Origin of the sequence: Saccharopolyspora taberi (assembly GCF_039534165.1) — a bacterium.
GTDB lineage: Bacteria > Actinomycetota > Actinomycetes > Mycobacteriales > Pseudonocardiaceae > Saccharopolyspora_D > Saccharopolyspora_D taberi.
Genome location: NZ_BAAAUX010000014.1, coordinates 466,925 through 490,480 on the forward strand (window position 1 = coordinate 466,925; position 23,556 = coordinate 490,480).

At 72.4% G+C, this 23,556-nt stretch carries 26 protein-coding genes; 15 read left to right on the top strand and 11 right to left on the bottom strand.

The features are described 5' to 3' along the window. Nucleotides 1-119 precede the first annotated feature (119 nt). Genes ABD691_RS16450 through ABD691_RS16460 form a run of 3 tightly spaced genes read left to right on the top strand, consistent with a single transcriptional unit; the run spans nt 120 to nt 2,049 of the window. The gene (locus ABD691_RS16450; protein ID WP_344680589.1) at nt 120-773 is read left to right on the top strand and encodes a glycosyltransferase; all 654 of its coding nucleotides are present in this window, start codon (nt 120-122) and stop codon (nt 771-773) included. Continuing rightward, nucleotides 770-1,429, top strand: a complete 660-nt coding sequence (locus tag ABD691_RS16455) for a TIGR04282 family arsenosugar biosynthesis glycosyltransferase (RefSeq protein WP_344680591.1) — start codon at nt 770-772, stop codon at nt 1,427-1,429. Before ABD691_RS16450 ends, ABD691_RS16455 begins: the two co-directional genes overlap by 4 nt. Continuing rightward, nucleotides 1,426-2,049 carry a class I SAM-dependent methyltransferase gene (locus tag ABD691_RS16460; protein WP_344680593.1) on the top strand — a complete coding sequence of 208 codons (624 nt, stop codon included), beginning with the start codon at nt 1,426-1,428 and terminating at the stop codon, nt 2,047-2,049. The genes ABD691_RS16455 and ABD691_RS16460 overlap by 4 nt, the downstream gene beginning before the upstream one ends. 173 nt (nt 2,050-2,222) lie before the next feature. Here the strand turns inward: ABD691_RS16460 and ABD691_RS16465 are convergent, their stop codons facing one another. After that, on the bottom strand, nt 2,223-2,690 hold the full coding sequence (locus ABD691_RS16465; RefSeq protein ID WP_344680595.1) for a GNAT family N-acetyltransferase: 468 nt from the start codon (nt 2,688-2,690) through the stop codon (nt 2,223-2,225). A 40-nt stretch (nt 2,691-2,730) separates the two neighbouring features. On the opposite strand from ABD691_RS16465, the gene ABD691_RS16470 reads away from it, so the two are divergent. After that, on the top strand, nt 2,731-3,345 hold the full coding sequence (locus tag ABD691_RS16470) for a class I SAM-dependent methyltransferase (RefSeq protein WP_344680597.1): 615 nt from the start codon (nt 2,731-2,733) through the stop codon (nt 3,343-3,345). A gap of 5 nt (nt 3,346-3,350) precedes the next feature. On the opposite strand, the gene ABD691_RS16475 is transcribed toward ABD691_RS16470, so the two are convergent. The 3 genes from ABD691_RS16475 to ABD691_RS16485 all read right to left on the bottom strand — a co-directional run bounded on the left by ABD691_RS16475 (nt 3,351) and on the right by ABD691_RS16485 (nt 7,705). After that, complete coding sequence (locus ABD691_RS16475; protein WP_344680599.1) at nt 3,351-4,166, bottom strand: GNAT family N-acetyltransferase; 816 nt, start codon at nt 4,164-4,166, stop codon at nt 3,351-3,353. Between the two features lie 64 nt (nt 4,167-4,230). Beyond that, on the bottom strand, nt 4,231-6,879 hold the full coding sequence (locus ABD691_RS16480) for a sugar-binding protein (RefSeq protein ID WP_344680601.1): 2,649 nt from the start codon (nt 6,877-6,879) through the stop codon (nt 4,231-4,233). Nucleotides 6,880-7,015: 136 nt separating this feature from the next. Beyond that, on the bottom strand, nt 7,016-7,705 hold the full coding sequence (locus ABD691_RS16485; RefSeq protein WP_344680603.1) for a spermidine synthase: 690 nt from the start codon (nt 7,703-7,705) through the stop codon (nt 7,016-7,018). A gap of 68 nt (nt 7,706-7,773) precedes the next feature. On the opposite strand from ABD691_RS16485, the gene ABD691_RS16490 reads away from it, so the two are divergent. The 3 genes from ABD691_RS16490 (at nt 7,774) to ABD691_RS16500 (ending at nt 12,307) form a co-directional block, all read left to right on the top strand. Beyond that, entirely contained in the window at nt 7,774-9,000 is a 1,227-nt protein-coding gene (locus ABD691_RS16490) for an NAD(P)/FAD-dependent oxidoreductase (protein ID WP_344680605.1), read from the top strand. 145 nt (nt 9,001-9,145) lie between these two features. After that, nucleotides 9,146-10,936, top strand: a complete 1,791-nt coding sequence (gene recQ, locus ABD691_RS16495) for a DNA helicase RecQ (protein ID WP_344681308.1) — start codon at nt 9,146-9,148, stop codon at nt 10,934-10,936. 108 nt (nt 10,937-11,044) lie between these two features. Next, nucleotides 11,045-12,307, top strand: a complete 1,263-nt coding sequence (locus ABD691_RS16500) for an aminotransferase family protein (protein ID WP_344680607.1) — start codon at nt 11,045-11,047, stop codon at nt 12,305-12,307. A 4-nt stretch (nt 12,308-12,311) separates the two neighbouring features. Here the strand turns inward: ABD691_RS16500 and ABD691_RS16505 are convergent, their stop codons facing one another. Continuing rightward, on the bottom strand, nt 12,312-12,704 hold the full coding sequence (locus ABD691_RS16505) for a GNAT family N-acetyltransferase (protein ID WP_344680609.1): 393 nt from the start codon (nt 12,702-12,704) through the stop codon (nt 12,312-12,314). A gap of 44 nt (nt 12,705-12,748) precedes the next feature. On the opposite strand from ABD691_RS16505, the gene ABD691_RS16510 reads away from it, so the two are divergent. Beyond that, the gene (locus ABD691_RS16510; RefSeq protein ID WP_344680610.1) at nt 12,749-13,147 is read left to right on the top strand and encodes an acyl-CoA thioesterase; all 399 of its coding nucleotides are present in this window, start codon (nt 12,749-12,751) and stop codon (nt 13,145-13,147) included. Here ABD691_RS16510 and ABD691_RS16515 read toward each other — a convergent pair. Genes ABD691_RS16515 through ABD691_RS16525 form a run of 3 tightly spaced genes read right to left on the bottom strand, consistent with a single transcriptional unit; the run spans nt 13,144 to nt 16,155 of the window. After that, nucleotides 13,144-13,407, bottom strand: coding sequence for a hypothetical protein (locus ABD691_RS16515; RefSeq protein ID WP_344680611.1), 264 nt, complete (start codon nt 13,405-13,407; stop codon nt 13,144-13,146). The genes ABD691_RS16510 and ABD691_RS16515 overlap by 4 nt on opposite strands. Nucleotides 13,408-13,448: 41 nt before the next feature. Then, nucleotides 13,449-14,315 (bottom strand): SDR family oxidoreductase, encoded by an 867-nt coding sequence (locus ABD691_RS16520; RefSeq protein ID WP_344680612.1) that lies wholly within the window; start codon nt 14,313-14,315, stop codon nt 13,449-13,451. Nucleotides 14,316-14,334: 19 nt separating this feature from the next. Continuing rightward, nucleotides 14,335-16,155, bottom strand: a complete 1,821-nt coding sequence (locus ABD691_RS16525; protein ID WP_344680613.1) for a transketolase — start codon at nt 16,153-16,155, stop codon at nt 14,335-14,337. Between the two features lie 147 nt (nt 16,156-16,302). Between ABD691_RS16525 and ABD691_RS16530 the strand changes: the two genes are divergently transcribed. Beyond that, the gene (locus ABD691_RS16530; RefSeq protein WP_344680614.1) at nt 16,303-16,755 is read left to right on the top strand and encodes a YbhB/YbcL family Raf kinase inhibitor-like protein; all 453 of its coding nucleotides are present in this window, start codon (nt 16,303-16,305) and stop codon (nt 16,753-16,755) included. Here the strand turns inward: ABD691_RS16530 and ABD691_RS16535 are convergent. Beyond that, nucleotides 16,743-16,946: a hypothetical protein gene (locus ABD691_RS16535; RefSeq protein WP_344680616.1), complete on the bottom strand. Its 204-nt coding sequence runs from the start codon at nt 16,944-16,946 to the stop codon at nt 16,743-16,745. The two genes, ABD691_RS16530 and ABD691_RS16535, sit on opposite strands and share 13 nt — an antisense overlap. A 136-nt stretch (nt 16,947-17,082) precedes the next feature. On the opposite strand from ABD691_RS16535, the gene ABD691_RS16540 reads away from it, so the two are divergent. Beyond that, entirely contained in the window at nt 17,083-17,541 is a 459-nt protein-coding gene (locus ABD691_RS16540) for an HIT family protein (RefSeq protein WP_344680617.1), read from the top strand. A gap of 285 nt (nt 17,542-17,826) precedes the next feature. After that, nucleotides 17,827-19,137 (top strand): pyroglutamyl peptidase, encoded by a 1,311-nt coding sequence (locus tag ABD691_RS16545; RefSeq protein WP_344680619.1) that lies wholly within the window; start codon nt 17,827-17,829, stop codon nt 19,135-19,137. 4 nt (nt 19,138-19,141) lie between these two features. Here the strand turns inward: ABD691_RS16545 and ABD691_RS16550 are convergent, their stop codons facing one another. Together ABD691_RS16550 and ABD691_RS16555 are read right to left on the bottom strand one after the other, a co-directional pair. Continuing rightward, entirely contained in the window at nt 19,142-19,735 is a 594-nt protein-coding gene (locus ABD691_RS16550; protein WP_344680620.1) for a cysteine hydrolase family protein, read from the bottom strand. A 20-nt stretch (nt 19,736-19,755) separates the two neighbouring features. Continuing rightward, entirely contained in the window at nt 19,756-20,478 is a 723-nt protein-coding gene (locus ABD691_RS16555; protein ID WP_344680622.1) for a class I SAM-dependent methyltransferase, read from the bottom strand. A 143-nt stretch (nt 20,479-20,621) separates the two neighbouring features. Here ABD691_RS16555 and ABD691_RS16560 point away from each other — a divergent pair, with 143 nt between their 5' ends. The 4 genes from ABD691_RS16560 (at nt 20,622) to ABD691_RS16575 (ending at nt 23,507) form a co-directional block, all read left to right on the top strand. Next, nucleotides 20,622-21,413 (top strand): enoyl-CoA hydratase, encoded by a 792-nt coding sequence (locus ABD691_RS16560; protein WP_344680624.1) that lies wholly within the window; start codon nt 20,622-20,624, stop codon nt 21,411-21,413. A gap of 25 nt (nt 21,414-21,438) precedes the next feature. Further along, nucleotides 21,439-21,822, top strand: a complete 384-nt coding sequence (locus ABD691_RS16565) for a DUF5313 family protein (protein ID WP_344680626.1) — start codon at nt 21,439-21,441, stop codon at nt 21,820-21,822. 59 nt (nt 21,823-21,881) lie between these two features. Continuing rightward, a complete protein-coding gene (locus tag ABD691_RS16570; protein ID WP_344680627.1) occupies nt 21,882-22,610 on the top strand; it encodes an alpha/beta fold hydrolase in 729 nt (242 codons plus the stop codon). 93 nt (nt 22,611-22,703) lie between these two features. Further along, nucleotides 22,704-23,507 carry an SAM-dependent methyltransferase gene (locus ABD691_RS16575; RefSeq protein WP_344680628.1) on the top strand — a complete coding sequence of 268 codons (804 nt, stop codon included), beginning with the start codon at nt 22,704-22,706 and terminating at the stop codon, nt 23,505-23,507. The last annotated feature ends 49 nt before the right edge of the window (nt 23,508-23,556 follow it).

The window sequence follows — 23,556 nt, forward strand, 5'->3', positions numbered from 1 at the left end:
GGCGGTTTCCCAGCGGGCCGCCGCATCCGTCAGAACTCCGTAAGACTTCGCCCGACGTCATGATTTCTTAAGCACCGCAAGCGTTTCCAGCACGTCCACTGTGAGCTTCACTGGCCGCCATGAAGCCAATCGACGTGGTGCTGCCATGCCTGGACGAGGCCGCCGCACTCCCCGCGGTGCTCGCCGCGCTGCCGGCCGGATACCGCGCCCTGGTCGTCGACAACGGGTCGTCCGACGGCTCACCGGAGGTCGCCGCGCGGCACGGCGCGACGGTGATCGCGGAACCCCGCCGGGGCTACGGCGCCGCCGTGCACGCGGGACTGGAGTTCTCGACCGCCGAGATCGTGTGCGTGATCGACGCCGACGGTTCGCTGGATCCACGGGTGCTGCCCGTGCTCGCCGGGTTCGTCGACCGGGGCGAAGCCGACCTCGCCGTGGGGCGCCGGGTTCCCACCTCGGCCAAGGCGTGGCCTTGGCACGCCCGCGCGGGCAACGCCGTGATCGCCGGGCTGCTGCGCAGGCGCGGTCTCCCGGTGCACGACATCGCTCCGGTCCGGGCCGCCCGGCGTGCCGACCTGTTGGCGCTCGGGGTAGCCGACCGCGCGTTCGGCTACCCGCTGGAACTGCTGTTGAAGGCGGCCGGGGCAGGCTGGCGGGTGCGGGAGGTCGACGTCGCCTACCGGCCCCGGACGGCCGGGACGAAGTCGAAGGTCAGCGGCTCGCTTCGCGGGACGCTCCGGGCGGCGCGGGACATGGCGGGGGTGCTGCGGTGACCGCGCTGCTGGTGGTCGCCAAGGCCCCGGTGCCGGGGCAGGCCAAGACCCGCCTGTGCCCGCCGCTCACGCCCGCGCAGGCCGCCGAGGTCGCGGCGGCGAGCCTGCTCGACACCCTCGACGCGGTCACCGCGACACCCGGTGTCCGGCCGGTGGCGGCGATGACCGGTGATCTCGGCGCCGCCACCGGTGGCGGCGCGCTGCGCGCCGCATTGCGGTCGTGGACCGTGCTGGGCCAGCGCGGCGAGACCTTCGGTCAGCGGCTGGCCGCCGCGCACGCCGACACGTCCGCCGCGCTCCCCGGGGTTCCGGTGTTGCAGGTCGGCATGGACACCCCGCAGGTGACCGCCGATCTCCTGACCGACGCGTGCTCGCGGCTGGCCACGGCGGACGCGGTGCTGGGCCTGGCCGAGGACGGCGGGTGGTGGGCGGTGGGGTTCCGCGATCCGCGGCATTCCGCACTGCTGGAAGACGTTCCGACTTCCCGGGACGACACCGGATCCCGCACGCTTGCCGCACTCCGGCAGCGCGGGCTCCGGGTCGAGCCGCTGCCACGACTATCCGATGTGGACACCGTCGAGGACGCGGCGCGGGTCGCCGAACTCGTCCCCCGCTCCCGGTTCGCGGCCAGCCTGCCCGCCGGAGCCCTGCGTTGACCTTCGAACTCGGTTACGAGGGCGCTGACTGCACGTTGGTCACCAGCGACGGCCTCGCGCGGCCGATGCGCACCCGCCGCTGGTCCGCCCCTCCAGGACGGGCCGACGAACTGTTGCTCAACGCCTGCACGGGCCCGGTGCTCGACATCGGCTGCGGGCCCGGGCGGCTGGTCGCGGCCTTCGCCGACCGAGGTGTCCCCGCTCTCGGCGTGGACACCTCGCCGGTGGCCGTGCGGCTGTGCCGGGACCGCAACGCCGCGGCCCTGCGGCGCAGTGTGTTCGACCGGCTGCCCGGCGAAGGCCGCTGGCGCGAGGCGCTGCTGATCGACGGCAACATCGGCATCGGCGGTGACCCGCACCGCCTGCTGCGCCGGGTGCGCGGGCTGCTGCGGCCCGGCGGACGCGCCTGGGTGGAGGTCGATCCGCCCGGGACCGCGCCGTGGCGGGGGTCCGCGCGGCTGGTCCGCGGGAACGCCAGGGGCGCGGCCTTCGGGTGGGCGATCGTCGGCGCGGACGCGATCGGCGAGCTGGCCGCGGCGACCGGCTTCGGCCCGGCAGTCGTCGTCGAGCGCCATTCCCGCTGGTTCGCTCTGCTGACCGCGCCGGATGACGCGGCGTGATGCGACGGTACGGGAAGCCTGTTCCACGCGTTGAACTGCGCCGATGACCTCGGATTGGCCTGCGCCGGTGACCTCGGCTTGACCGACGCCAGTGACCTCAGATTGGCCTGCGCCAGTGACATCGGCTTGACCCGCGCCGGTGACCTCGACTTGGCCGACGCCGGTGACCTCGGTCAGGCCGGCGTGTTCGCGCTCCCGGCACGGCCCGGCTCGCGAACCAGGTACACGTCGACCGGGTCTTCGGTTTCGACTGCGAACCCGTGCCGCTCGTAGAGCCGCCGGGCCGGGCTGCCCTGCAGCACGTTCAGCCGGACCAGGACGCCGTCGCGGTCGCACCGCTCCAGCAGCCCGCGCAGCACGGCCGCCCCGATGCCGTTTCCCTGCAGGTGCGGGGCCAGGTAGAAGTGCTCCAGCCAATGCGCGTCCTCGGCCGGGCGCAGGGACACGCAACCGGCGAACGCGCCGCCGACCTCGATCACCCACGTGTGCTCGGGCAGGAACGCGTCGCGCAGTCGCCGCCGCACCCGCTGCTCGTCGTACCGCCCGAGCCGCTCCAGATCCGGCCGCAGCACCACCGCCCGCAACTCCGCCACCGCATCGACGTCCGCCGTCGACGCGGGCCGAATCTCCCAGTCCGCCATGACCGCGAGACTACGGATGCCGTCTCGCTACGGTGATTCGATGCAGCGGAACGATCTGAAGCCGTACTGGAACACCAACGTCGCGCAGCACCCGAGGATCCTCCGCACCGTCCCCGAAGGATGCCGCGACGCGTTGGACGTGGGCTGCGGGGACGGGCTGCTGGCGCGGAAGCTGGCGGGGCGGGCCGAACGCGTCACCGGCATCGACCAGTCTTCGGTCATGATCGACCGTGCTCGCGATCTCGCCGCCGATCGCCCGGCTCTTGCCTTCGTCGAGGGCGACTTCCTGACCTTCGACCTCCCCGCCCCGGGCTACGACTTCATCTGTTCGGTGAGCTCGATCCACCACATGGACTTCGAAGCGGCCGTCACACGCATGCGCGACCTGCTGCGTCCCGGCGGCACGCTGGTGGTCGTCGGCGTGGCCCGCGAGGTGAGCCCGGCGGATTGGGCGGCGAGGATCGCGAGTGCTCCGATCGTGCGGGTCACGAAGGCGCTGCGCCGCGCGCAGGCCCCGGAGGGAATGCCGGTCTCCGACCCTCGGATGAGTTACGGCCAGGTGCGGGCCACTGCGCGACGGCTCCTCCCATGTGTGCGCTACCGCTGGCACGTGCTCCGCCGGTACTCGTTGGTCTGGGAAAAGCCAAGTCGCTAGGGGATCTACCCGTTGATGGCGTACTCGGTGAACTGGCCGCAAGCGGCGAAGCCCAGCCTGCGGTAGACGGGCTCTCCGTCGGCCGAGGCTTGCAGGACAGCGGTGCGGAAACCCTCGTTGCGCGCGGTGTGGAGCACGGCGGTGGTGATGGCGCCGCCGTAGCCGCGTCGGCGGTCCGCGGCCAGCGTCGAGATGTTGTAGATGCCCGCCACGTCGGCGTGGAGGAAGACTTCCGCCGAGCAGACCGGCCGGTCGTGGACGTAACCGACGAGGTAGCGCGCCGGGCTCTGCGCGGAGAGCGCCAGTTCCGCTGCCTCGGTGAAGAACCGAACGACCGTGGCGGCGGGCGGGGTCCAGTTCGCGGCCAGCACCGCCGCGTAGTCGGCCAGCTGATCCGCCGATGTCACCGGGCGGATGTCCAGACCTTCCACCCGCGGCCGTTCCGGAACATCGCGCAGGTCCTTCCACATCCCCGCCTCGGTCTCCGACGCGCTGAGACCGGCTGCCACGAGGTGTGCACCCAGATCTTCCGGTGCGGAGGCGGGCCCGACCCACCACGAGAACGGCCGACCGGTGGCGGAGAGCCGCTGGACCGTCTCGTAGATCCGGTGCGGCGCGGAATCCGCGGTGAAGCGGGCCGTCGCGACGATGTTGAACGTGTCGTCGGCGAGCCCGCTGTCGGCGATCAGCAGGTCATCGCTCTCGACGACCGTCGCGTTCGGCAGCCTCCGGTGGAGGTGGCACGCGTGCTCGGCGAGGTTCCGCTCCATCCTGGTCAGCAGGTCGGCTTCGTCGGTGATCAGAGGTTTTGCCGTGCTCATAGTCGTTCAATTGCAGCATCGCGGGATGCGCACGTCATCTGTATTTTCGGCCCGCGCCGACCGGTCAGCGCACGGGACTCTGCGACGCCGCCGTTGCCGCGTCCGAGGAGCGGAAGCCCGCAAGAACCTCGGCTGGTCGTCCGTCGCGCACGGGGATCGGGACGAGCCGCTCCCCTGGCCCGTCGACCTCGACGACCTGCTCACCCAGCACGACTCCCGTGGGATCGACGGCGAACAGGTGCACCGTGCCCGGTCCGCGCACCGCCAGCTTCGCCGTGACTTCACCGGCGGTGGCCGACGCGTCGGTGACCTGCGCCGGTGCCGACGCCCGTGGCGCGCCGCCGAGCGAAGTGCCCAGGCGGACCGACTGCGCGATCGACTGCGGTGAATCGACGGATGCCAGCGCATCGAGCGGCAGTGCGGGTTCCGGTGGGCCCACCGGCTGCCCGGCGGGCTTGCCCGCGAGCCGGGCCACGCCCCAGCGGTACGGGTCGCCCTGCACCCCTTCCCAGGTGGACCAGCCGATCCGGGTCTGGCCGACCTGGTCATCGGTGTCGGAGTCGTAGACGAAAAGGTTGAGCCCCAGGCGCCCGGGATCGACCGAACCCGGCACGTTCTCCAGCGGGATCGACGTTTCGACGGTGTAGCCGCCCGGCCGGGGCACCGACGCGACCTCGACGCCGGGAGCGGTTTCGCCGCCGGGCCCCTGCTTGTTGTCGGCATCGCGGGCGAAGCAGGCAGGCCCCTGCGCCGTGACCGGAAGCACCGCGAGCTTGAACGTGCTGGAGGTGTTCTCCGAGTTGCCCTTCGGATCGATCGCGATCTCCAGCGCATCGGTCCGCCAGTGCCGCTTGCAGTCCTCCTGCGCGAGCACCGCTCCCCGGGCGTCGTCAGTCACCTCGACGATCGCGTGCAGCTTCTCGTTGCGCCAGGCCAGTTTCGCCCGCGCCGAGCAGTCCTGCGGGCCCGCGCAGTCGTCGCCCTCCCAGCCGGAGGAGATGTCGATCCACGGCGACGGGTACTCCTCGGGTGCCGCGGCACCGTCGACCACCGGATCCGCCTGCGCCTGCGGGATCTCGGCCGCCGGCACCAGCTCCAGCGCCGCGCCGGACCGGGCCTCTCCGCTGTCGGTGCGGGTCACCAGCTGGTACGGGTGGTCGCCGCCCTGGGTTCCGGTCGGCATGGACGGATCGGTGCTCGTCACCTCGAAACCGACCGTGGTCGTCCCGCCCGGTGGAACGTCGGTGAACGGCTTCTCCGCCTGCGCCACGGCGAAGCCCGCTGGTGGTTCCAGCACGACCGAACCTGATTTCGGCGTGCTGCCGTGGTTGCGGACCACTGCCTGCACGGTCCGCGATCCCCCGGTCGGCACGGTCTGCACCGGTGGCACGACGTCGCGCAGCGCTGGAATCCCGTTCGCCTCAACCCATTCCTGGAATTCCGCGACCGCGGGCAGCCGAGCCTGCTCGGCAACGACCGGAGACACGACGTCCAGGCACAGTTCGGTCGTTCCGGTGCCGTCCGGCGACTGCGCCCGCACCGGGACGACAACGCGTCCGATCTGGTCGGCGGGAGCAGTGACGGTGAACCGCACCTCGGCGCTGGAACCCGGTGCCAGCGGGCCGAATCCGCCGTCGCCTTCGACCCGCCAGCCCGGCGGGAGGTCCAGTCCCACCTTCCCGGCGGCAAGGGCCTTCGGTGCGGAGACCGTCACCCGCACCCCGAAGCTGTCTCCGCCGGTCACCCGGCTCCGGTCGGCCGCGGCCGAAAGCCCGGTGCCGAGCGGGAAACCACCGTCTCCGGGCAGCAACGCACCGGCCAGCGGAGCCTCCACGGCCGACGCCGTCGGCGCGTGCGGTGCGCGGTTGGCGAGTTCGGTGAGCTTGTCGCAGCCGATCTGCTCCGGGGCTTCGGGGATGTCCGGTCGTCCTTCCCAGCCCTGGCTCCGGTATTCGCGCTCGGCCTCGCGTTCCTCCTGCTCCCAGGTCTTCCCGCTCGGCGCGGGACGGCCGCCCCACACGGAGAAGTCCCGGCCCGCCGACTCCGGTGCGGGCCCGGTGCGCTCGCAGTCCGGGCCCGGGTTCTCCTCCTCCGCACCGGCCGAGTTGGCCAGCACCCGGCGCACCGACCACGGGCGCAGCCCCTCGCCGGTGATCTGCTCCGGGAACGCCGCCGGGTCCGCGGCCAGCCGGTACGCCTCCAGCGCCAGCCGCGCGGCGTACTGGTGGTTGCCGTGATTTCCCGGTGATGGCGCGGGATTCATGGTGACGACGACCTCCGGGCGGGTCTCGCGCACCACGCGGACCAGCTTGTCCAGGACGTCGTCGTGCTTCCAGGCGTGCTCGGTGAGCGGGGCGCTGACCGTGTAGTAGAGGTCGGCCTCGTCGAGGTTGTAGACGTCGGTGACGCCGAGCCCGCCGACCGCGCGGCGTTCCTCGCCCTCGCGCAGCAGCCCGAGCCGCGGCCCCTCCTCCGGACCGGCCGCGTTGCCGCCGCCCTCACCCCGGGTGATGGTCGCGACGCCAGTGCGCACGCCGTGCTTCTCGCGCCACTGCCCGAACGTCGACAGCAGCGACGCCTCGTCGTCGGGATGCGCGCCCACGAACAGGACTCCCAGATCCGGGTCCGGGTCCGCCTGCGCAGGCGCGAGCGCTCCCGCCGCCAATGCCGTCGCCAGCACCGCCGCCGCACCGAACCGAACTGCGAACAACACGCACACAGCGAACTCCACGCGCTCCTCGCTCGAAGACCACCACCGGAATCGAGCATGGCACGCCGGAATGTCCAGGCACACGGGGATTTTCCCGTTCGCGCCGACTTCTCACCCTATGGAATGGACGATTTCGCGCTCAGCGAGCAAGGAACAGGTGGTACGTCGTCGTCCTGGTACCGAGGGGAACCGGAACCGCGATCTCGCGGCAGTTCCCGAAAACTTCGCGCAACGCCGTGTTCAATTCCGGTGATCCGCTCGCCGACCAGATCGCCAGGCAGCCGCCCGGTGCGATTTTCTCCCGGCACAGAGCCAGGAACTCACGCCGGTACACGGCCGCGTTGCTGTCGTGGACCAGGAATCCGGGACCGTTGTCGACGTCGAGCAGCAGCACGTCGGTGCAGGCGGCCGGATGCGCGGCGAGCACGTCCTGGACATCACCGACCGACACGCGCACGCGTTCGTCCGCGAGAGCGGCGGCCGTCTCGCCGACGAGTCCCGCGCGGTGCCATTCGACGATCGAGGGCTCGATCTCCACAACCTCGACCGAGGACACCCGGCGGTCGGCGACCACTTCGCGGAGTGTGAAGCCCAGGCCGAGCCCTCCGATGAGAACTCGCGCCGGTCTGTCGTCGGCAAGAACGGCGTCCAGCGTCGCGGTGGCAAGCAGGCGCTCGGTCTCGGTGTGGACGGTGTCCATGACGAACACTCCGTTAACGCGCAGTTCCAGCGCATCATCGGCATCCCGGCGCAGGAGCACGACCTCACCGCGCGGCGAACCCGCCCGTGCCACCCGTTCTTTCGGTTCTCCCATCGGCAACGTGTTCACACCGCCACGTTACCGCGCGGTTCACCTTCGACCGGCGGCGTCGCGCGCCACCGCTTACCGTGAGCACGATGAGCAGCTACGACGCGGTGGTGGTGGGCGCCCGGTGCGCTGGGGCTCCGCTGGCGATGCTGCTCGCGCGGGCCGGGCGTTCGGTGCTTCTGGTGGACCGGGCCCGCTTTCCCAGCGACACCATGTCCGCGGGTCTGGTGCTGCGGCCGGGGATCGAACTGCTGGCGCAGTGGGGTCTTCTGCCCGAACTGGTGGCCAGCGGATGCCCGCCCATCACGCGGATCGGTGTCGAAACCGCTACCACGCGGTTGTCCGGGACACCGGTCGACGCGGGCGGTGTCGCTCTGACGTTCGCCCCGCGCAGGACCGTTCTCGACGGACTGCTCATCGACGGCGCCCGCGCCGCCGGGGTCGAGGTGCGCGAGGGGTTCTCCGTGCGCGAAGTCGTGGTCGAGGACGGCGTGGTGCGCGGAGTCCGGGGCCAGTACGGGGACGGACCTGTGGTCACCGCGCGGGCGCGGATCGTCATCGGCGCGGACGGCCGCGGCTCCACGATCGCGCGGGCGGTCCGCGCGCCGCTGGTCGAGGATCGCGGGGCGCTGGCGGCGACCTCCTTCGGCTACTGGTCGGGAGTGCCGGTCGACGGAGCGCACGCGCACGTCCGGGGACGGATGGTCGCGTCGATGTGGCCCACCAACGACGGCCTCACCGTCGTGTCGCTGACCTTCCCCCGGGCCGACTTCACCGCGCACCGCGAGGCCGCCGAGCGCAACTACCTGCGGTGGCTGCGGCGCGTTCCCGCCATCGCCGACCGGCTGGGCACCGGCCGCCGCGAGGGCCGCCTGCACACCGCGGCGGGCCTGCGCAACCTGTTCCGGCGCGCGCACGGTCCCGGGTGGGCGCTGGCCGGCGACGCCGGGCACCACAAGGATCCGGTCACCGCACAAGGGATCTCCGACGCGCTGACCGACGCGAGCGCACTCGCCGCGGCCGTGCACGCCGGCCTGGACGGGGTCACCTCGATGGACGAAGCCCTGGCCGGGTACGAATCCCGCCGCGACGCGGCCCGGCGCGCGATGTTCGAGTTCACCTGCCGGGTCGCCTCGACCCGGCCGTTCGACACCGACCGGCTGCTGCGGGCGGTCGCCGCGCACCGCGACCGCACCGGCGAATTCGTCAGCGCGCTCGCGGGCGCCGAGCCCGCGGCCGGGTTCCTCGCCCCGGACCACCTCGCCGGCCTGACTGGCCACAGTGGACTGTCCGGTGCCGGGTCCGGGCACCGCTGAACCGGACGGGGCCCACTCGTAGAATCGCCCGGTGGCTTCGTCCGACACCGCACCCGCCCACGCAGCTGACACCGCATCCGGCACCGGATCCGGCACAGCACCCGGCGCGGCATCCGACACCGCATCCGGCGCGGCGCCCGAGGCGCTGGAGGTCCTGCGCCGCGTCTTCGGCTACGAGTCGTTCCGCGGGCAGCAGCAGGCGATCATCGACCAGGTCGTGGCAGGCGGCGACGCGCTCGTGCTCATGCCCACCGGCGGCGGCAAGTCGCTGTGCTACCAGATCCCCTCGCTGGTCCGCGAGGGCACCGGCGTGGTGGTCTCGCCGCTGATCGCGCTGATGCAGGACCAGGTCGACGCCCTCAGCGAACTGGGCGTGCGCGCCGGGTTCCTCAACTCCACGCAGGACCCCGACCAGCGCCGCGAGGTCGAGCGGGCCTACCTCGCCGGGGAGCTGGACCTGCTCTACCTGGCCCCGGAGCGCCTGCTGACCGAGCAGACCATGCGGCTGCTCGACAACGGCCGGATCGCGCTGTTCGCCATCGACGAGGCGCACTGCGTGTCGCAGTGGGGCCACGACTTCCGCCCCAGCTACCTCGGTCTCTCCGAGCTGCACGAGCGCTGGCCGCAGGTGCCGCGGATCGCGCTGACCGCCACCGCGACCAAGGCCACCCACGCCGAGATCGCCTCCCGGCTGAAGCTGGAGGAGGCCGGCCAGTTCGTCGCCAGCTTCGACCGGCCCAACATCCAGTACCGGATCGCCCCGAAGAACGACCCCAAGAAGCAGCTGCTGAACCTGCTGCGCACCGAGCACGCCGGGGACGCGGGCATCGTGTACTGCCTGTCCCGGGCGTCGGTGGAGAAGACCGCGCAGTTCCTCAACGACAACGGCATCGAGGCGCTGCCCTACCACGCGATGCTCGACGACCGCACCCGCGCCGCCAACCAGGCCCGGTTCCTGCGGGAGGAGGGGCTGGTCGTGGTGGCGACCATCGCGTTCGGCATGGGCATCGACAAGCCGGACGTGCGGTTCGTGGCGCACCTGGACCTGCCGAAGTCGGTCGAGGGCTACTACCAGGAGACCGGCCGCGCGGGCCGGGACGGCCTGCCGTCGACGGCCTGGCTGGCCTACGGCCTCCAGGACGTCGTGCAGCAGCGGAAGATGATCGACACCTCCGAGGGCGACAGCGCGCACAAGCGGCGGCTGGCCACCCACCTCGACGCGATGCTCGCGCTGTGCGAGACCGTCGAGTGCCGCCGCAGCCAGCTGCTGGCCTACTTCGGGCAGACCGGTGAGCCGTGCGGGAACTGCGACACCTGCCTGGAACCGCCGCAGTCCTGGGACGGCACCATCGCGGCGCAGAAGCTGCTGTCGGCGGTCTACCGCCTGCACCACGAGCGGCGGCAGAAGTTCGGCGCCGGGCAGGTGATCGACATCCTGCTGGGCAAGGAGACCGAGAAGATCCGCCAGCACCGGCACGACCAGCTGACCGTGTACGGCATCGGCACCGAGCTGCAGGACGGCGAGTGGCGGGGCGTGGTCCGGCAGCTGCTCGCGCAGGGCCTGCTGGCGGTCGAGGGCGACTACGGGACGCTGGTGCTCACCGAGAGCAGCGGCGAGGTCCTCGGGCAGCGGCGCAAGGTGATGCTGCGACGGGAGCCGGAGAAGGCCGCGAAGGCGGCCAGGGTCTCGAAGTCCAAGGCCGCGGTGGACCTGCCCGCCGAGGCGGTGCCGGTGTTCGAGCAGCTGCGCGCGTGGCGGGCGGCGACCGCGAAGGAGCAGGGCGTGCCCGCCTACGTGATCTTCCACGACAGCACGCTGCGCCAGATCGCCGCGACCGCCCCGGCGACGCTGTCGGAGCTGGGCACCATCAGCGGTGTCGGGGAGAACAAGCTGGCCAAGTACGGCCAGCAGGTGCTCGACGCGCTCGCGGGCTGACGCTCGACGATCTGTCCACCCGGCCGGGATCGATGCGCCGGTTTGTCCTGTGGCCCCGGTCATCCGGGGCGGGCACGCTGGCGGACGAGCAACGAGCAGGAGGTCAGCATGTCGGCATCCGCCACCCGGTTGTGGCATCCGTTCGCGAACATGGCGGCCGTCCGGGACCGCGCGTTCCTGGTCGACCGAGCCGAGGGCGTGTGGGTCTTCGACCGCGAGGGACGGCAGTACCTCGACGGCACCGCCAGCCTCTGGTACGTCAACATCGGGCACGGCAGGCGGGAGATCGCCGACGCGGTGGCCGCCCAGATGAGCAGGCTCGCCGCCTTCAACGTGTTCAACGACTACACCAACGCGCCCGCGGAGCGGCTGGCCGACCGGCTGGCCGAGCTCGCCCCGGTGGACGACGCCAAGGTGTTCCTCACCTCCGGCGGCGCGGACTCGATCGAGACCGCCGCCAAGCTGGCGCGGCTGTACTGGGCGGACCGGGGCCAGCCGGAGCGCACCCACCTGCTCAGCCGGGGGCAGTCCTACCACGGCACCCACGGCGTGGGCACCAGCATCGCAGGCATCCAGGCCAACCGGGACGGCTTCGGCGACATGGTCACCGGCACCACCCGCGTCGCCCACGACGATCCCGAGGACCTGCGCGACGCGATCGAGCGCATCGGCGCGGACCGGATCGCGGCGTTCTTCGCCGAACCCGTGATCGGCGCGGGCGGGCTGATCCCGCCGCGGCCCGGATACCTGGAGGCGGTCCAGAAGATCTGCCACGAGCAAGGCATCCTGTTCGTCGCCGACGAGGTGATCTGCGGTTTCGGCAGGCTCGGGCACTGGTTCGGCTCGCAGCGCTTCGACCTGCGCCCCGACCTGATCACCTTCGCCAAGGGCGTGACCAGCGGATACCTCCCGCTCGGCGGGGTCATCGCCGCGGGCGGTGTGGCCGCGCCCTTCTGGGAGGGGGCGGGCAGGCCGTTCCGGCACGGGCCGACCTACTCCGGGCACCCGACCGTCGCCGCCGCGGCGCTGGCCAACCTCGACATCATCGAGCGCGAGGGCCTGCTCCAGCGGTCGCGCGAGCTGGAAGGGCCGCTGTTCGAGGCGCTGTCGTCGCTGACCGGCCATCCGGCGGTCAGCGAGGCGCGCGGTGGCGTCGGGCTGCTCGGGGCGGTCGAGCTCGACCCGGCGCTGCTGGCCGGCGACCCCGGCCTGGTGCTGCGCGCGCACTCCGCGATCCGCGAGGCGGGGGTGATCACCCGGCCGCTGGGCAGCGCGCTCGCGGTGTCCCCGCCGCTGACGATCACCACCGAGCAGATCGGCGTGCTGCGCGACGGGATCCGCGCCGGGCTCGACGCCGTGACCGGTTCCTGAGCGGCTACAACCGGATCAGGCCCGCGTTCGTCGGGGCGAACCCGCAGGCGTCGAAGTAGAAACCGGCCAGGTGGTCCTCGAAGTCGACGTGCAGCCACTCGCAGCCTGCCCGCCGCGCCGCGTCGGTGGCGCGGCGGACGAGCTCGGTCGCCACGCCCCGGCGCTGGTGGTCCGGGCGCACCTTCGGATCGAGGAGGAAGGCGTGGTCGGCGCCGTCCCACGCGATGTTGGCGAAGCCGACCAGATCGCCGCCGGGCGTGCGGGCGGTGACCCATCCCAGGCTGTGCGGGCGGACGCGGTCCCACCACCCGCGTTCGGCCCGCCCGCCGTGGGAGGCCGTCAGCGCGGCCAGCTCGTCGTCGGTGCAGCCGGCGCGGTAGTCGAAGCGGAGATCCACTCGGACAGGTTCGCAGACGTGGCGCGGAGTTGTACGGTCGTGCCATGAGTTCGCCGTTCACCCACCGGCTCCGGGTCCGCTACAGCGAGTGCGACCAGCAGGGCGTGGTCTTCAACGGCCACTACCTCTTCTACTACGACGTGGCGGTCGTCGAGCTGTTCCGGGAGCGGGTCGGCACCTGGGACCGGATGTCGGAGCTGAACCTGGACATCGTCGTGGCCGAGACCAGGCTGCGCTTCCGGGAGGGCGCCCGGTTCGACGACCTGCTCGACATCTCGATGCCGGTCACCCACCTCGGCAACACGAGCATGATCGTCACGCCGGAGTTCCGCTCCGGGGACCGGCTCATCGCCGACGGCGAGGTGCGGCACGTGTTCATCGACCCCCGGACCGGGGGCAAGACGCCGATGCCCGACGAAGTGCGGGCGGCGCTGGCGGCCTAGCGTCCCGGCCCGGTCGCGATGATCTTCTCCGCCAGTTCCACGGCCAGGCGGCGCACCCCCTCAGGCAGCTCGCCGCGGCCCGCCGACAGCGACAGCTCGTCGAGCAGCCCCACGAACGCGTAGCGCTCGTAAGGCACGATCGGGCCGCGCCCCGCGGCGTGCTCCGCCTGCCCGCGGGAGGCCTGCTTGCGGGCGACCTCGGCCGCCGCCGCGATCAGGTCGCGGTCGGCGCGGCGCCGCCGGTCGCGCGGCGCGGTCATCGGTCCAAGCTGACACCGGCCGGGCCGGGGCGCGATCCGGATCAGCCGGGGAAGGTCTCCCCGCCGGTCGGCGCGAGCACCTCGCCGGTGTAGTAGCTGGACAGCCGCTCGGCGGCGAAGAACACGTACGAGGGCGCTATCTCGTCCGGGTGCGCCATCCGGCCCATCGGTGTCCCGCCGCCGAAGCCCTCGACCCGCTCCGGCTCGAAGGTCGCCGGGATCAGCGGCGTCCACACCGGACCGGGCGCCACGCAGTTGACCCGGATGCCGCGCTTGGCCAGGTTCTGCGCCAGCGACATGGTGAACACGTGCGCGGCGGCCTTGCTCGCCGAGTAGTCGATCAGCCCGGCGTGCCCGCGCAGGCCGTTGACCGAGCCGGTGTTGATCACCGCACCGCCCTCCGGGAGGTGCCGCAGCGCCGCCCTGGTCACCCAGAACAGCGGGTAGACGTTGGTGCGGAAGGTCCGGTCGAGCTCCTCGGTGCTGATCTCCCCGAGGTCGTCGTGCGGGAACTGCGTTCCCGCGTGGTTGACCAGCACGTCCAGCCCGCCCAGATCCCGCACGGCGGCGCCGACCAGCTCCGCGCAGAACCGCTCGTCGGCCAGGTCGCCCTGGTAGAGCACGCAGGCCCGGCCCTCCTGGCGCACCAGCGCCGCGGTGTGCTCGGCGTCGTGGCGCTCCTCGTCGGCCAGGAACGAGATCGCCACGTCCGCGCCCTCCTTGCCGAAGGCCACCGCCACCGCGCGCCCGATGCCCGAGTCGCCGCCGGTGATCAGGGCGCGCTTGCCCGCGAGCAGGCCCCGGCCGGTGTACTCGCGCATCTCGTCGCGGGGCAGCGGGTCCATCGGCCGGGTCGTCCCCGGCGGTGGTTGCTGCTGGGCCGGAACGTCGTGCGGCAGGTCCGTCATGGTGCGGCCTCCTTCCGGGTCACGAGCCGTGCAGGAGCTGGCGGGCCGCCTTGGCGATCGCGTGCGCGTCGATGCCCGCCTGCTGGAGGAGTTCGGCGGGTTTGCCCGAGCCCGGCAGGACGCTGACCGCGAGCTTGCGCACCGGGACCAGGCTGCCGGTGGCGGCGAGCGCGTCGAGCACCGCGTCGCCCAGTCCGCCCTCGGGCCAGTGGTCCTCGGCGGTGACGATGCCGCCGGTGTTCGCGGCGGCGTCGGCCAGCGTCACGGTGTCCACGGGCTTGACCGAGTACAGGTCGATCACCCTGGCCTGCCAGCCCTCCTCGGCGAGCAGGTCCGCCGCGCGCAGCGCCTCGTGCAGCGTGATCCCGGCGCCGACGAGCGTGACGTCGGAGCCGTCGCGGACCACCTTGGACCCGCCGATCTCGAACGACTCGTCCGGCGAGTGGATCACCGGGTTCGCGCCCCGGCTGGTTCGCAGGTAGCAGATCCCGTCCGCCTCGGCCAGCTGCGGCAGCAGCCGCGCGACCTGGTTCGCGTCACTGGGGTAGAGCACGATGCTGCCGTGCACCGCGCGCAGCGCGGCCAGGTCCTCCAGGCCCATCTGGGACGGGCCGTCCTCGCCGATGGCGACCCCGGCGTGCGAGCCCATCAGGCACAGGTTCGCGCGGCTGACCGCCGCCATCCGGATGAAGTCGTAGGCGCGGGTCATGAACGCCGCGAAGGTCGAGGCGAACGGCCGCCAGTGCCGGGCCTGCATGCCGACGGCCGCGGCGACCATCTGCTGCTCGGCGATGTACATCTCGAAGTACCGCTCGGGATGGGATTCCCGGAACAGCGCGGAGAACGTCGAGTTCGACACCTCGCCGTCGAGCGCGACGACGTCCGGCTGCCGCGAGCCGAGCGCGCTGAGCACCTCGCCGTACGCCTTCCGGGTCGCGACCTCCTCGCCGATCCGGTAGCGCGGCAGCGCACCGCCCGGCGCGGGGAACTCGTGCCTGCGCCCCTCCCACTCCGGTCCGGCGACCCGGACCGACAGGTTCCGCACCCCGCCGAGCTCCTCGATCGCCCCGTCCGGATCGGCCAGCGGTTTCCCGTGCTTGTCCGGCAGGTCCTCGACCTCCTTGACGCCCTTGCCCTTCTTCGTCCGCGCCAGCACGACCGTCGGCATGCCGGTGGGGTTGGCGGCATCGCGCAGCGCGGCGTCGATCTGCTCCAGGTCGTGGCCGTCGATCTCGATCGAGCGCCACCCGCAGGCCCGCGCCCGCCTGGCGTAGGAGGACAGGTCCCAGCCGTGCATGGTCTCGCCGGTCTGGCCGAGCCGGTTCACGTCGACGATGACGATCAGGTTGTCCAGGCCCTCGTGCGCGGCGTGCTCGAACGCTTCCCAGATCGACCCCTCGGTCATCTCGCTGTCCCCGCACAGCACCCACACCCGGTAGGGCAGCCGGTCCAGCCGCTTGCCGGTCAGCGCGAGCCCCACGCCCACCGGAAGGCCCTGGCCGAGCGACCCGGTGGCCACGTCGACCCACGGGAGCAGCGGGGTCGGATGCCCTTCCAGCCTGCTACCGAACCGGCGGAAGGTCATCAGCTCGGCGTCGTCGATCGCGCCCGCGGCCTTGAAACACGCGTACAGCAGCGGTGAGGCGTGGCCCTTGGAGAACACCAGGTGGTCGTTGCGGGGATCCTCCGGCCGGTCGAAGTCCAGCCGCAGGTGGCCGTCGAGCAGGACCGCCATCAGGTCGGCGGCCGACATCGACGACGTCGGATGCCCCGAACCGGCGGCGCTGCTGGCCCGGATCGAGTCGACCCGCAGCTGCTGGGCCAGCTCGTGTCTGAACATCGTGGACTCCACTGGAGTAGGCGGTTCACTGGCGCAATGCGGTCACGGCCTACCCACCGGGCAGCGTTGTCAATCTCGATCCCGCGCCCTGAAGCGATTAACCGCGTCCTCCACCGGGAACCCGGATGTGGCCGGAAGGAGGTCGTGATGTCGGAGATCCGGTTGCGCAGCAGCACGTTCAGCGACAACGGCATGCTGCCGGAGGCGACCAGCAAGGACGGCGGGAACACGCCCCCGGTGCTGGAGTGGGAGGACGTGCCCGCGGGCACCGCGGAGATCGCGCTGGTGTGCGAGGACCCGGACGCGCCCGGCGGGACGTTCCTGCACTGGCTGGTGACCGGGATCCCGCCGAACGCGACCCGCATCGGCGGCGGCGAGTTCCCCGAGGGCGCGACGCAGGCGCGCAACGACTTCGGCCACCACCGCTGGGACGGGCCGCGGCCGCCCGCGGGCGACGACGCCCACCGGTACCTGTTCCGGCTCTACGCCGCGTCCGAGCCGCTGCACCTGGATGCCGAGTCCACTTCGGACGACCTGCGGGACTCGTTGCGGGGCCGGGAACTGGCGCACGGGCAACTCGTCGGCCGCTACCGGCGCTGATCGGACAGGCCCAGCATCTCCAGCCATTCCGAGAGTTCCGCGGCGTTGTCGGCGTGGTGGGCGAGCTGGTCCGCGGCGCGGCGCCGCTTCTCGGCGGCGCTCATCCGCCCGCGGGCGGCGCGGCGGCGGGCCGGTTCGCGAGTTCTTGCGGCGTGGTCCATGTCGTGCTCGCTCCGATCGTCGGTTCGCACGTTCGCAGGTACCCGGCGCGGCGGGACCGCCAAACGTGACGCCGCCGAACCCGGCCCGGCGGTACCGTGCGGCCACGCCCGAGCAGTGGTTGGCTGCCGGGTGCCCACGTCCCGGACTCCGCCCGGAGGTCGCCCCGTGTCCACTCCGGCCTGCCTCGCCTGCGACCTGAGCACCGGCGCCGCACCACTGCCCGGCGGACGCCTGCACGAGACCGGGCAGTGGGTGGTCGAGCACTGCGTGGGTCCGCTCGGCGTCGGCACGCTGGTCGTCAAACCGCTGCGGCACGTGCTCAACCTCGGGCTGCTGACCCCCGAGGAGTCCGCGGAGATGGGCCCGCTGCTGCGGCAGGCCGCCGCCGCGGTCAACGAGATCGCCGAACCGGAGCAGGTCTACACCTGCCTGTGGTCGCACTCCGGCGGGGTTCCCGGGCACGTCCACTTCGTCGTGCAGCCCGCCACCCGCACCGAGATGGACCGGTTCGACGCTTACGGGCCCGCGCTCCAGATGGCGATGTTCCGCGAGGGCGTGCTGCCCGACCCGTTCGCGGTCGAGGCGGTCTGCGCCCGGTTCCGCGCCGTGTTCGCCCGGGACTGATTCGTCCGGGACCGGCTTGCTTGCCCGAGACCAAGCTTGCCCCGGCCCTGCCCAGGATTGCCCGGCCTTGCCAGGATTGCCCAGGATTGATTTCGATCAACACTGAAGTCACTAGAGCTATAGCACTTGCAGCGGTGCCCAGGGTTCGTGACGGCGGTGGCAGCGGCACCCAGGGATCGTCACGGCGGTCACGGCGGCCTGTCGGGAAGTCGCCAGCGCGAACGCTCCTCGCCCGCTCCGCGGCGAACTAGGGTCTGCACGGTTGTGCCGATCTTGGGAGGAAGAGTGCGCATCGGAGTGGTCGCAGCCTGTGCCCTGCTGCTCACCGCGTTGCCCGCCGCCGCGCAGGCCGCGCCGGGCGGAACCTGCTTCGACGAGTCCGCCCCGACGACCGTCGAGCAGCGGCGGCTCGACCAGCCGGTCCCCCGGCAGGTCCTGGAGCGCAGCGGATTCGACCGGGTGGCCGCGGGTTTCGGCGGCGAGCTGTGCGAGGCAGGCGACCTCGAATCGGCACAGCGGGTCGTCGAGACCGAGGGCAAGCGCCTGTGGGAGACCGCCGTCGCCCGCGCCCAGGGACGGCTGCCGTCCGGCGACCTGCCCGCCGACGACGACCGGCCGCTGTACTGGGCGCGGCTGCACATGACCAGGGCGCTCGCCCGGTGGCAGCCGGACTTCCCGCTCAGCGAGGCCGAACGCGCCGACCTCACCGCGTCGTTGGAGCGGCACTCGCGGGGCCAGTCCGGGATCCGCCTGCCCGCCGGGGTCAAGCGGGTGCTGGTCAGCGGCTTCGACCCGTTCCGGCTCGACGACGACATCCGCCGCAGCAACCCCTCCGGAGCCATCGCGCTCGCGCTGGACGGGACGGTGCTGTCCACGCCGGACGGTCCCGCGCGGGTGGAGGCGGCGATGTTCCCGGTGCTGTGGCGGCCGTTCGAGCAGGGCGTGGTGGAGCGGACCTTCCTGCCGCACCTGCGCCCCGGGCCGCGGCAGGCGGACCTGTTCGCCACCGTCAGCCAGGGCAGGCCGGACCGGTTCGACGTCGAGCGCTGGAACGGGCGCTGGCACCAGGGCACCGACAACGACAACGAGGTCCGCGACGGCGGCGTGATCACCGTGCCCGACGACCTGCCCGGCACTGATCCGGCGCCGGAGTTCGTCCCGACCACCCAGCCCTACGCCGACATGGCCGGCGCCGGCACCGGGCGGTTCCCGGTCTTCGACAACACCGAGGTCACCGAGATCCCGGCGGGCGGGTCCGAACCGGTCACCAGGCCGGACGGCCCGACGCCCGGGTCGGCCGCCCGGTCCGGTGGCGGCGGGAACTACCTGTCGAACGAGATCGCCTACCGCACCACCGCACTGCGCGACGCGCTCGGCGTCCGCATGCCCGGCGGGCACGTGCACACCCCGGTCCTGCAGTTCGATCCGGCCAACAAGACCGAGATCACCGATCCGGTGTTCGAGCGCAACCGGCTCGACATCACCGCGCAGTTCCGGGAGATCCTGACCGTGGCGGTGACCTCCGGCGTGCCCGGCGACCCGTTCGGCCCGGCCCGGACGCCGCGGTCCGGCCCGCTGCCGCCGACCTCGATGTGACGGTTCAGAGCAGCTCGGACGCGGTGCGGCAGCCCGCGGTGGTCAGCTCCAGGTTGGCCAGCGACGCGTGGTGCGCGGCCTCGTCGGCGGCCGTCGCGCAGTCGCTGACGACGTGGACGGTCAGGCCCAGGTCGGTGGCGTGGCGGGCGGTCTGCTCGACCGTGAGGTTGGTGGCCACCCCGGTCAGCAGCACCGTGTCGACACCCCTGGCGGCCAGCCGGTCGGCGAGGTCGGTGCCGGCCAGCCCGGACAGCCGCTGGTTGTCGGCGACCTCGTCGGCCTCCGGGGCGAACCCGGCCTCGGGGACCACCGCCGAACCGGGAGCGTCCGGCCGGAAGGCTTCCTGCGCCTCGGCCACCGCACGCATGAAGCCGGTGTTGCGGACCAGGGAGCCCTCGCCCTCGGGGATCGTGAACCTGGTGAACACCAGCGGAATCCCGAGCTCCCGCGCCGCGGAGTGGAAGGCCGCGGCGCGGGCGACCACACCGCTGCGCCGCACCGGTTCGGCCAGCATCGCGCCGAAGAAGCCCTCCGGGCGGATCACGTTGACCTGCCAGTGCAGGGCGAGGACGGCGGTGCGCCGTGGATCGATCGACATGGCGCGATCCTGCCAGGCCCTCAGGCCCGGACGGCCCGCAGCCGCCATGCCGGGATCAGCACCCGGTCCCGCTCGTCGACGTCGAGCGCGTCGGGGTCGAAGGTCACCCCGAGCCGGTCGAGGTCGGACTCCGCGCGCTGGCGGCGCAGCAACTCTCGGGTGAACGCGGTGCTGTAGCGGGTTTCGTCGATGCGGTCGATGTTCCAGTGCCCGCCCAGGTGCGCGCGCAGATCGTCCTTGGTGACCGGCAGCGTGCCCGGGATGGCGTCGGAGAAGCACACCAGGTGCAGCCGGGCTCCCGGCGCGGTCGCCCGGTGCAGGGCCGCGCTGTAGGCGGTGCGCTGGACGGAGTCGAGGCAGTGGTAGAGCGCGCTGTCCACGACCGTGTCGAAGCGGGACTCGAACCCGTCGAGGCGGGTCGCGTCGGCCACCGCGAACTCGGCGTCGAGCCCGCGCTCGGCGGCCCGCGCCCGCGCCTGCTCGACCGCTCCCGAAGCGGCGTCGACGCCGGTCACGTGGTAGCCGCGCGCGGCCAGGAACAGCGCGTTCTCCCCCAGCCCGCAACCGGCGTCGAGCACGGCACCGCTGATCTCACCGGCGGCTTCCAGCTCGACCACCGCAGGCTGCGGGCCGCCGAAGTCCCACGGCACCCGCTCGAACCGCATCCCGGCGAACGCCTCGCCTCCCGCGTAGACCTGGTCGAAGTCGATGTCGCTGAGCGCGACCGGGCTGTCGTCGTGCATCGGGTCCTCCTCGGAATCAATTCAACACTAGATGAATTATGCTCCCGGTGGCGGACCGCCCGCAAGCCCGGAATCCCTGTTCCCGGAACGGGATTCGCGCTTGCATACTGCGGGGAGCACGAGAGGAATGAGGTGCGTTCACGATGACCGCTGCGCCGATCCGGACCGACTACCTGACCTGCGAGGACCGGCCGCCCGGCGTGCGCATCGCGCTGAACCGCCCGGACGAGCGCAACGCCCTGTCCCGGAACATGATGCTGGCGCTGACCGAGGAGCTCGAACGGCAGTCGCGGCGTGATGACGTGCGGGTGATCGTGCTCGCGGGCAACGGCCCGGTGTTCTCCTCCGGGCACAACCTCCGCGAGCTCGTCGGCCACGGGCTGGAGGACCAGCGGGAGGTCTTCGCGATCTGCACCAGGCTGATGGAGACCATCCAGCGGATCCCGCAGCCCGTGATCGCGGCGGTGCACGGGCCCGCCGTCGCCGCGGGCTGCCAGCTGGTCGCCACCTGCGACCTCGCGATCGCCGGGGAACGCGCGGTGTTCGGCACGCCCGGGGTCAAGATCGGCCTGTTCTGCTCGACCCCGATGGTCGCGATCAGCCGCAACATCGGCCGCAAGCGGGCCATGGAACTGCTGATGACCGGCGAGTTCATCCCCGCGGGCACCGCAGCGGACTGGGGCCTGGTCAACCGCGCGGTGCCCGGCGACCGGCTGGAGGACGAGGTGTGGGAGCTGGCCGGGAAGGTCGCCTCGGCCAGCCCGCTGACCGTCCGCATCGGCAAGGAGGCGTTCTACCGCCAGATCGACGCAGGCCAGGACGAGGCGTACGAGCGGATGGGCGAGACCATGGCGGCCAACGCCGTCACCGGCGACGCGCAGGAGGGCATGTCGGCGTTCCTGGAGCGCCGCACGCCGGTGTGGCGCGGCGAGTGACGGGTGCCCGCCTAGACTCGCCGGTGTGAAGCGGCCGAACCCCGTCTTGTGGGTCTACTACGCGTACGGGGGCACGCTGCCCGACCGTCATCGCGAGTGGGTGCTGCACGACGCGACCTGCCGGACGTGGGTGCTGCGCTCGTTCCTGCGCAGCCTCGTGCAGGTCTCGCCGGTTGCCGCGGCGCTGCTGGTCGGTCTCGGCGTGTTCGGCGAGTCGTGGCCGCTGGCGCTGGGAGCAACACTGCTGGGCGTGCTGGTCGTCGTGCGCATCTCGCTGTCGCTGGCCGAGCAGAGCGCCGAAGGCAGGCTGGTGCGGCACGGCTTCCCGCCGGGCCACGCGGCCGCGGTCCGCCGCCAGGCCGACGCCGACGCCGCCGCCCGCTACCGAGCGGTGTGGCGCCAGGAGTGAGCCTGTCGGTCGCCGGCTCTATGGTCAGCGCACTCTGACCGACACGAGGAGTCGACAACATGAGCACGTTCGTTCTGGTACCCGGTTTCTGGCTCGGCGCCTGGGCGTGGGAGCACGTCACCGGCGAGCTGCGGGCGGCCGGTCACGACGTGCGTCCGGTGACGCTGACCGGCCTGGCCGAGCGCGCGGACGAGGCCACTCCCGAGGTCGACGTGGAGACCCACGTCGCCGACATCATCGCGGTCCTGGAAACCGACGACCTGCGCGACGTCGTGCTGGTCGGGCACAGCGGCGGCAGCCTGCCGGTGGCCTGCGCCGCCGACCGGGTTCCCGAGCGGCTGCGCCGCGTCGTCCACGTCGACAGCGGACCGCTGCCCGCGGGGATGGCGCAGATCGACTTCCACGAGCCCGAGGAGCGGGAAAGCGTCCGGGAGCGGGTCCGCGCCGAAGGCGACGGGTGGAAGCTGCCCCCGCCCGCCTTCGACCCGGCGGTGGACCCGGTGGAGGGCATGACCGGCGAGCAGCTGGAGCGGATCCGCGCGCGGGCCACGCCGCAGCCGTTCGGCACCGCCACCCAGCCGTTGCGCCGGCCCGAGTCCCCCGCTCCGGTACCGCAGTCGGTGATCACCTGCACCTTCCCGCCCGAGGTGGTGCGCCAGCTCAGCGAGAGCGGGCACCCGGTGTTCGCGCTGATGGCCGGGCTGGACCTGCACCACCTGCCGACCGGGCACTGGCCGATGTTCTCCCGTCCGCGGGACCTGGCGGCGCTGCTCGCCGAGATCGCCTGAAACCGGGCCACCTGGAACCGGGGCTCGCTTTTCCGCCGGTTCCGGCCAACCATGGACAGCGACCCGACCAGGGCGGCAACAGGGTGGTGGACGATGAGCGACAGTCCGTGGTGGGCTTCCGGAGTGGACCTCACCAAGCCGAGTTCCGCCCGGGTCTACGACGTGCACCTCGGCGGCTCGCACAACTTCGAGGTCGACCGCGAGGTTGCCGAGGCGGCGAGCAGGCTGATGCCGACGCTGCCCGCGGTGCTGCGGGCCAACCGGTCGTTCCTGCGACGGGCGGTGCAGTTCCTGGCCCGGGCGGGGATCACCCAGTTCCTCGACCTCGGCTCGGGCATCCCGACCGTGGGCAACGTGCACGAGATCGCCCAGCAGGCCAACCCCGGATCCCGCGTGGTCTACGTCGACAACGACCTGGTCGCGGTCGCGCACAGCCGCACCCTGCTGGAGGGCAACGAGCGCGCGACCGCGATCCGGGCCGACCTGCGCTATCCGGACGAGGTGCTGGGTCATCCCGAGGTCGGGCAGATGCTTGATCTGCGCGAGCCGGTGGCGGTGCTGCTGTTCGCGGTGCTGCACTTCGTGGACGACGAGGACGACCCGGCCGGGATCGTCGCCCGCTACGTCGAGCAGGTCGTGCCCGGCAGCTACGTCGCGATCTCGCACGCCTGCTCCGACGGCGTGCCAGAGTCGACGCTGCGGGCGGCCGAGCTGTACTCGGCCCGGATCGGGGGCTTCCACATGCGGCCCTGGTCCCGGATCGAGTCGTTCTTCTCCGGGCTCGTCCTGGTCGAACCCGGCCTGGTCGACCTCACCGAGTGGCGCCCGGACTCCCGGGAACGACCGGCGGGCGAGAAGCTGGGCACCGGTCCCGGCGGGGTCGGCCGCAAGCCCTGAGGCCGGCAAACCCCGACAGCGGCGATCCCCGACTCCGGCGGGCCCGGAC

Coding starts and splice junctions, on each gene's coding strand:
- ABD691_RS16450 (WP_344680589.1), top strand. CDS start 120: ATGAAGCCAATCGACGTGGTGCTGCCATGCCTGGACGAGGCCGCCGCA.
- ABD691_RS16465 (WP_344680595.1), bottom strand. CDS start 2,690: ATGGCGGACTGGGAGATTCGGCCCGCGTCGACGGCGGACGTCGATGCG.
- ABD691_RS16470 (WP_344680597.1), top strand. CDS start 2,731: ATGCAGCGGAACGATCTGAAGCCGTACTGGAACACCAACGTCGCGCAG.
- ABD691_RS16475 (WP_344680599.1), bottom strand. CDS start 4,166: ATGAGCACGGCAAAACCTCTGATCACCGACGAAGCCGACCTGCTGACC.
- ABD691_RS16490 (WP_344680605.1), top strand. CDS start 7,774: ATGAGCAGCTACGACGCGGTGGTGGTGGGCGCCCGGTGCGCTGGGGCT.
- ABD691_RS16500 (WP_344680607.1), top strand. CDS start 11,045: ATGTCGGCATCCGCCACCCGGTTGTGGCATCCGTTCGCGAACATGGCG.
- ABD691_RS16510 (WP_344680610.1), top strand. CDS start 12,749: ATGAGTTCGCCGTTCACCCACCGGCTCCGGGTCCGCTACAGCGAGTGC.
- ABD691_RS16515 (WP_344680611.1), bottom strand. CDS start 13,407: ATGACCGCGCCGCGCGACCGGCGGCGCCGCGCCGACCGCGACCTGATC.
- ABD691_RS16520 (WP_344680612.1), bottom strand. CDS start 14,315: ATGACGGACCTGCCGCACGACGTTCCGGCCCAGCAGCAACCACCGCCG.
- ABD691_RS16525 (WP_344680613.1), bottom strand. CDS start 16,155: ATGTTCAGACACGAGCTGGCCCAGCAGCTGCGGGTCGACTCGATCCGG.
- ABD691_RS16530 (WP_344680614.1), top strand. CDS start 16,303: ATGTCGGAGATCCGGTTGCGCAGCAGCACGTTCAGCGACAACGGCATG.
- ABD691_RS16550 (WP_344680620.1), bottom strand. CDS start 19,735: ATGTCGATCGATCCACGGCGCACCGCCGTCCTCGCCCTGCACTGGCAG.
- ABD691_RS16555 (WP_344680622.1), bottom strand. CDS start 20,478: ATGCACGACGACAGCCCGGTCGCGCTCAGCGACATCGACTTCGACCAG.
- ABD691_RS16560 (WP_344680624.1), top strand. CDS start 20,622: ATGACCGCTGCGCCGATCCGGACCGACTACCTGACCTGCGAGGACCGG.
- ABD691_RS16570 (WP_344680627.1), top strand. CDS start 21,882: ATGAGCACGTTCGTTCTGGTACCCGGTTTCTGGCTCGGCGCCTGGGCG.
- ABD691_RS16575 (WP_344680628.1), top strand. CDS start 22,704: ATGAGCGACAGTCCGTGGTGGGCTTCCGGAGTGGACCTCACCAAGCCG.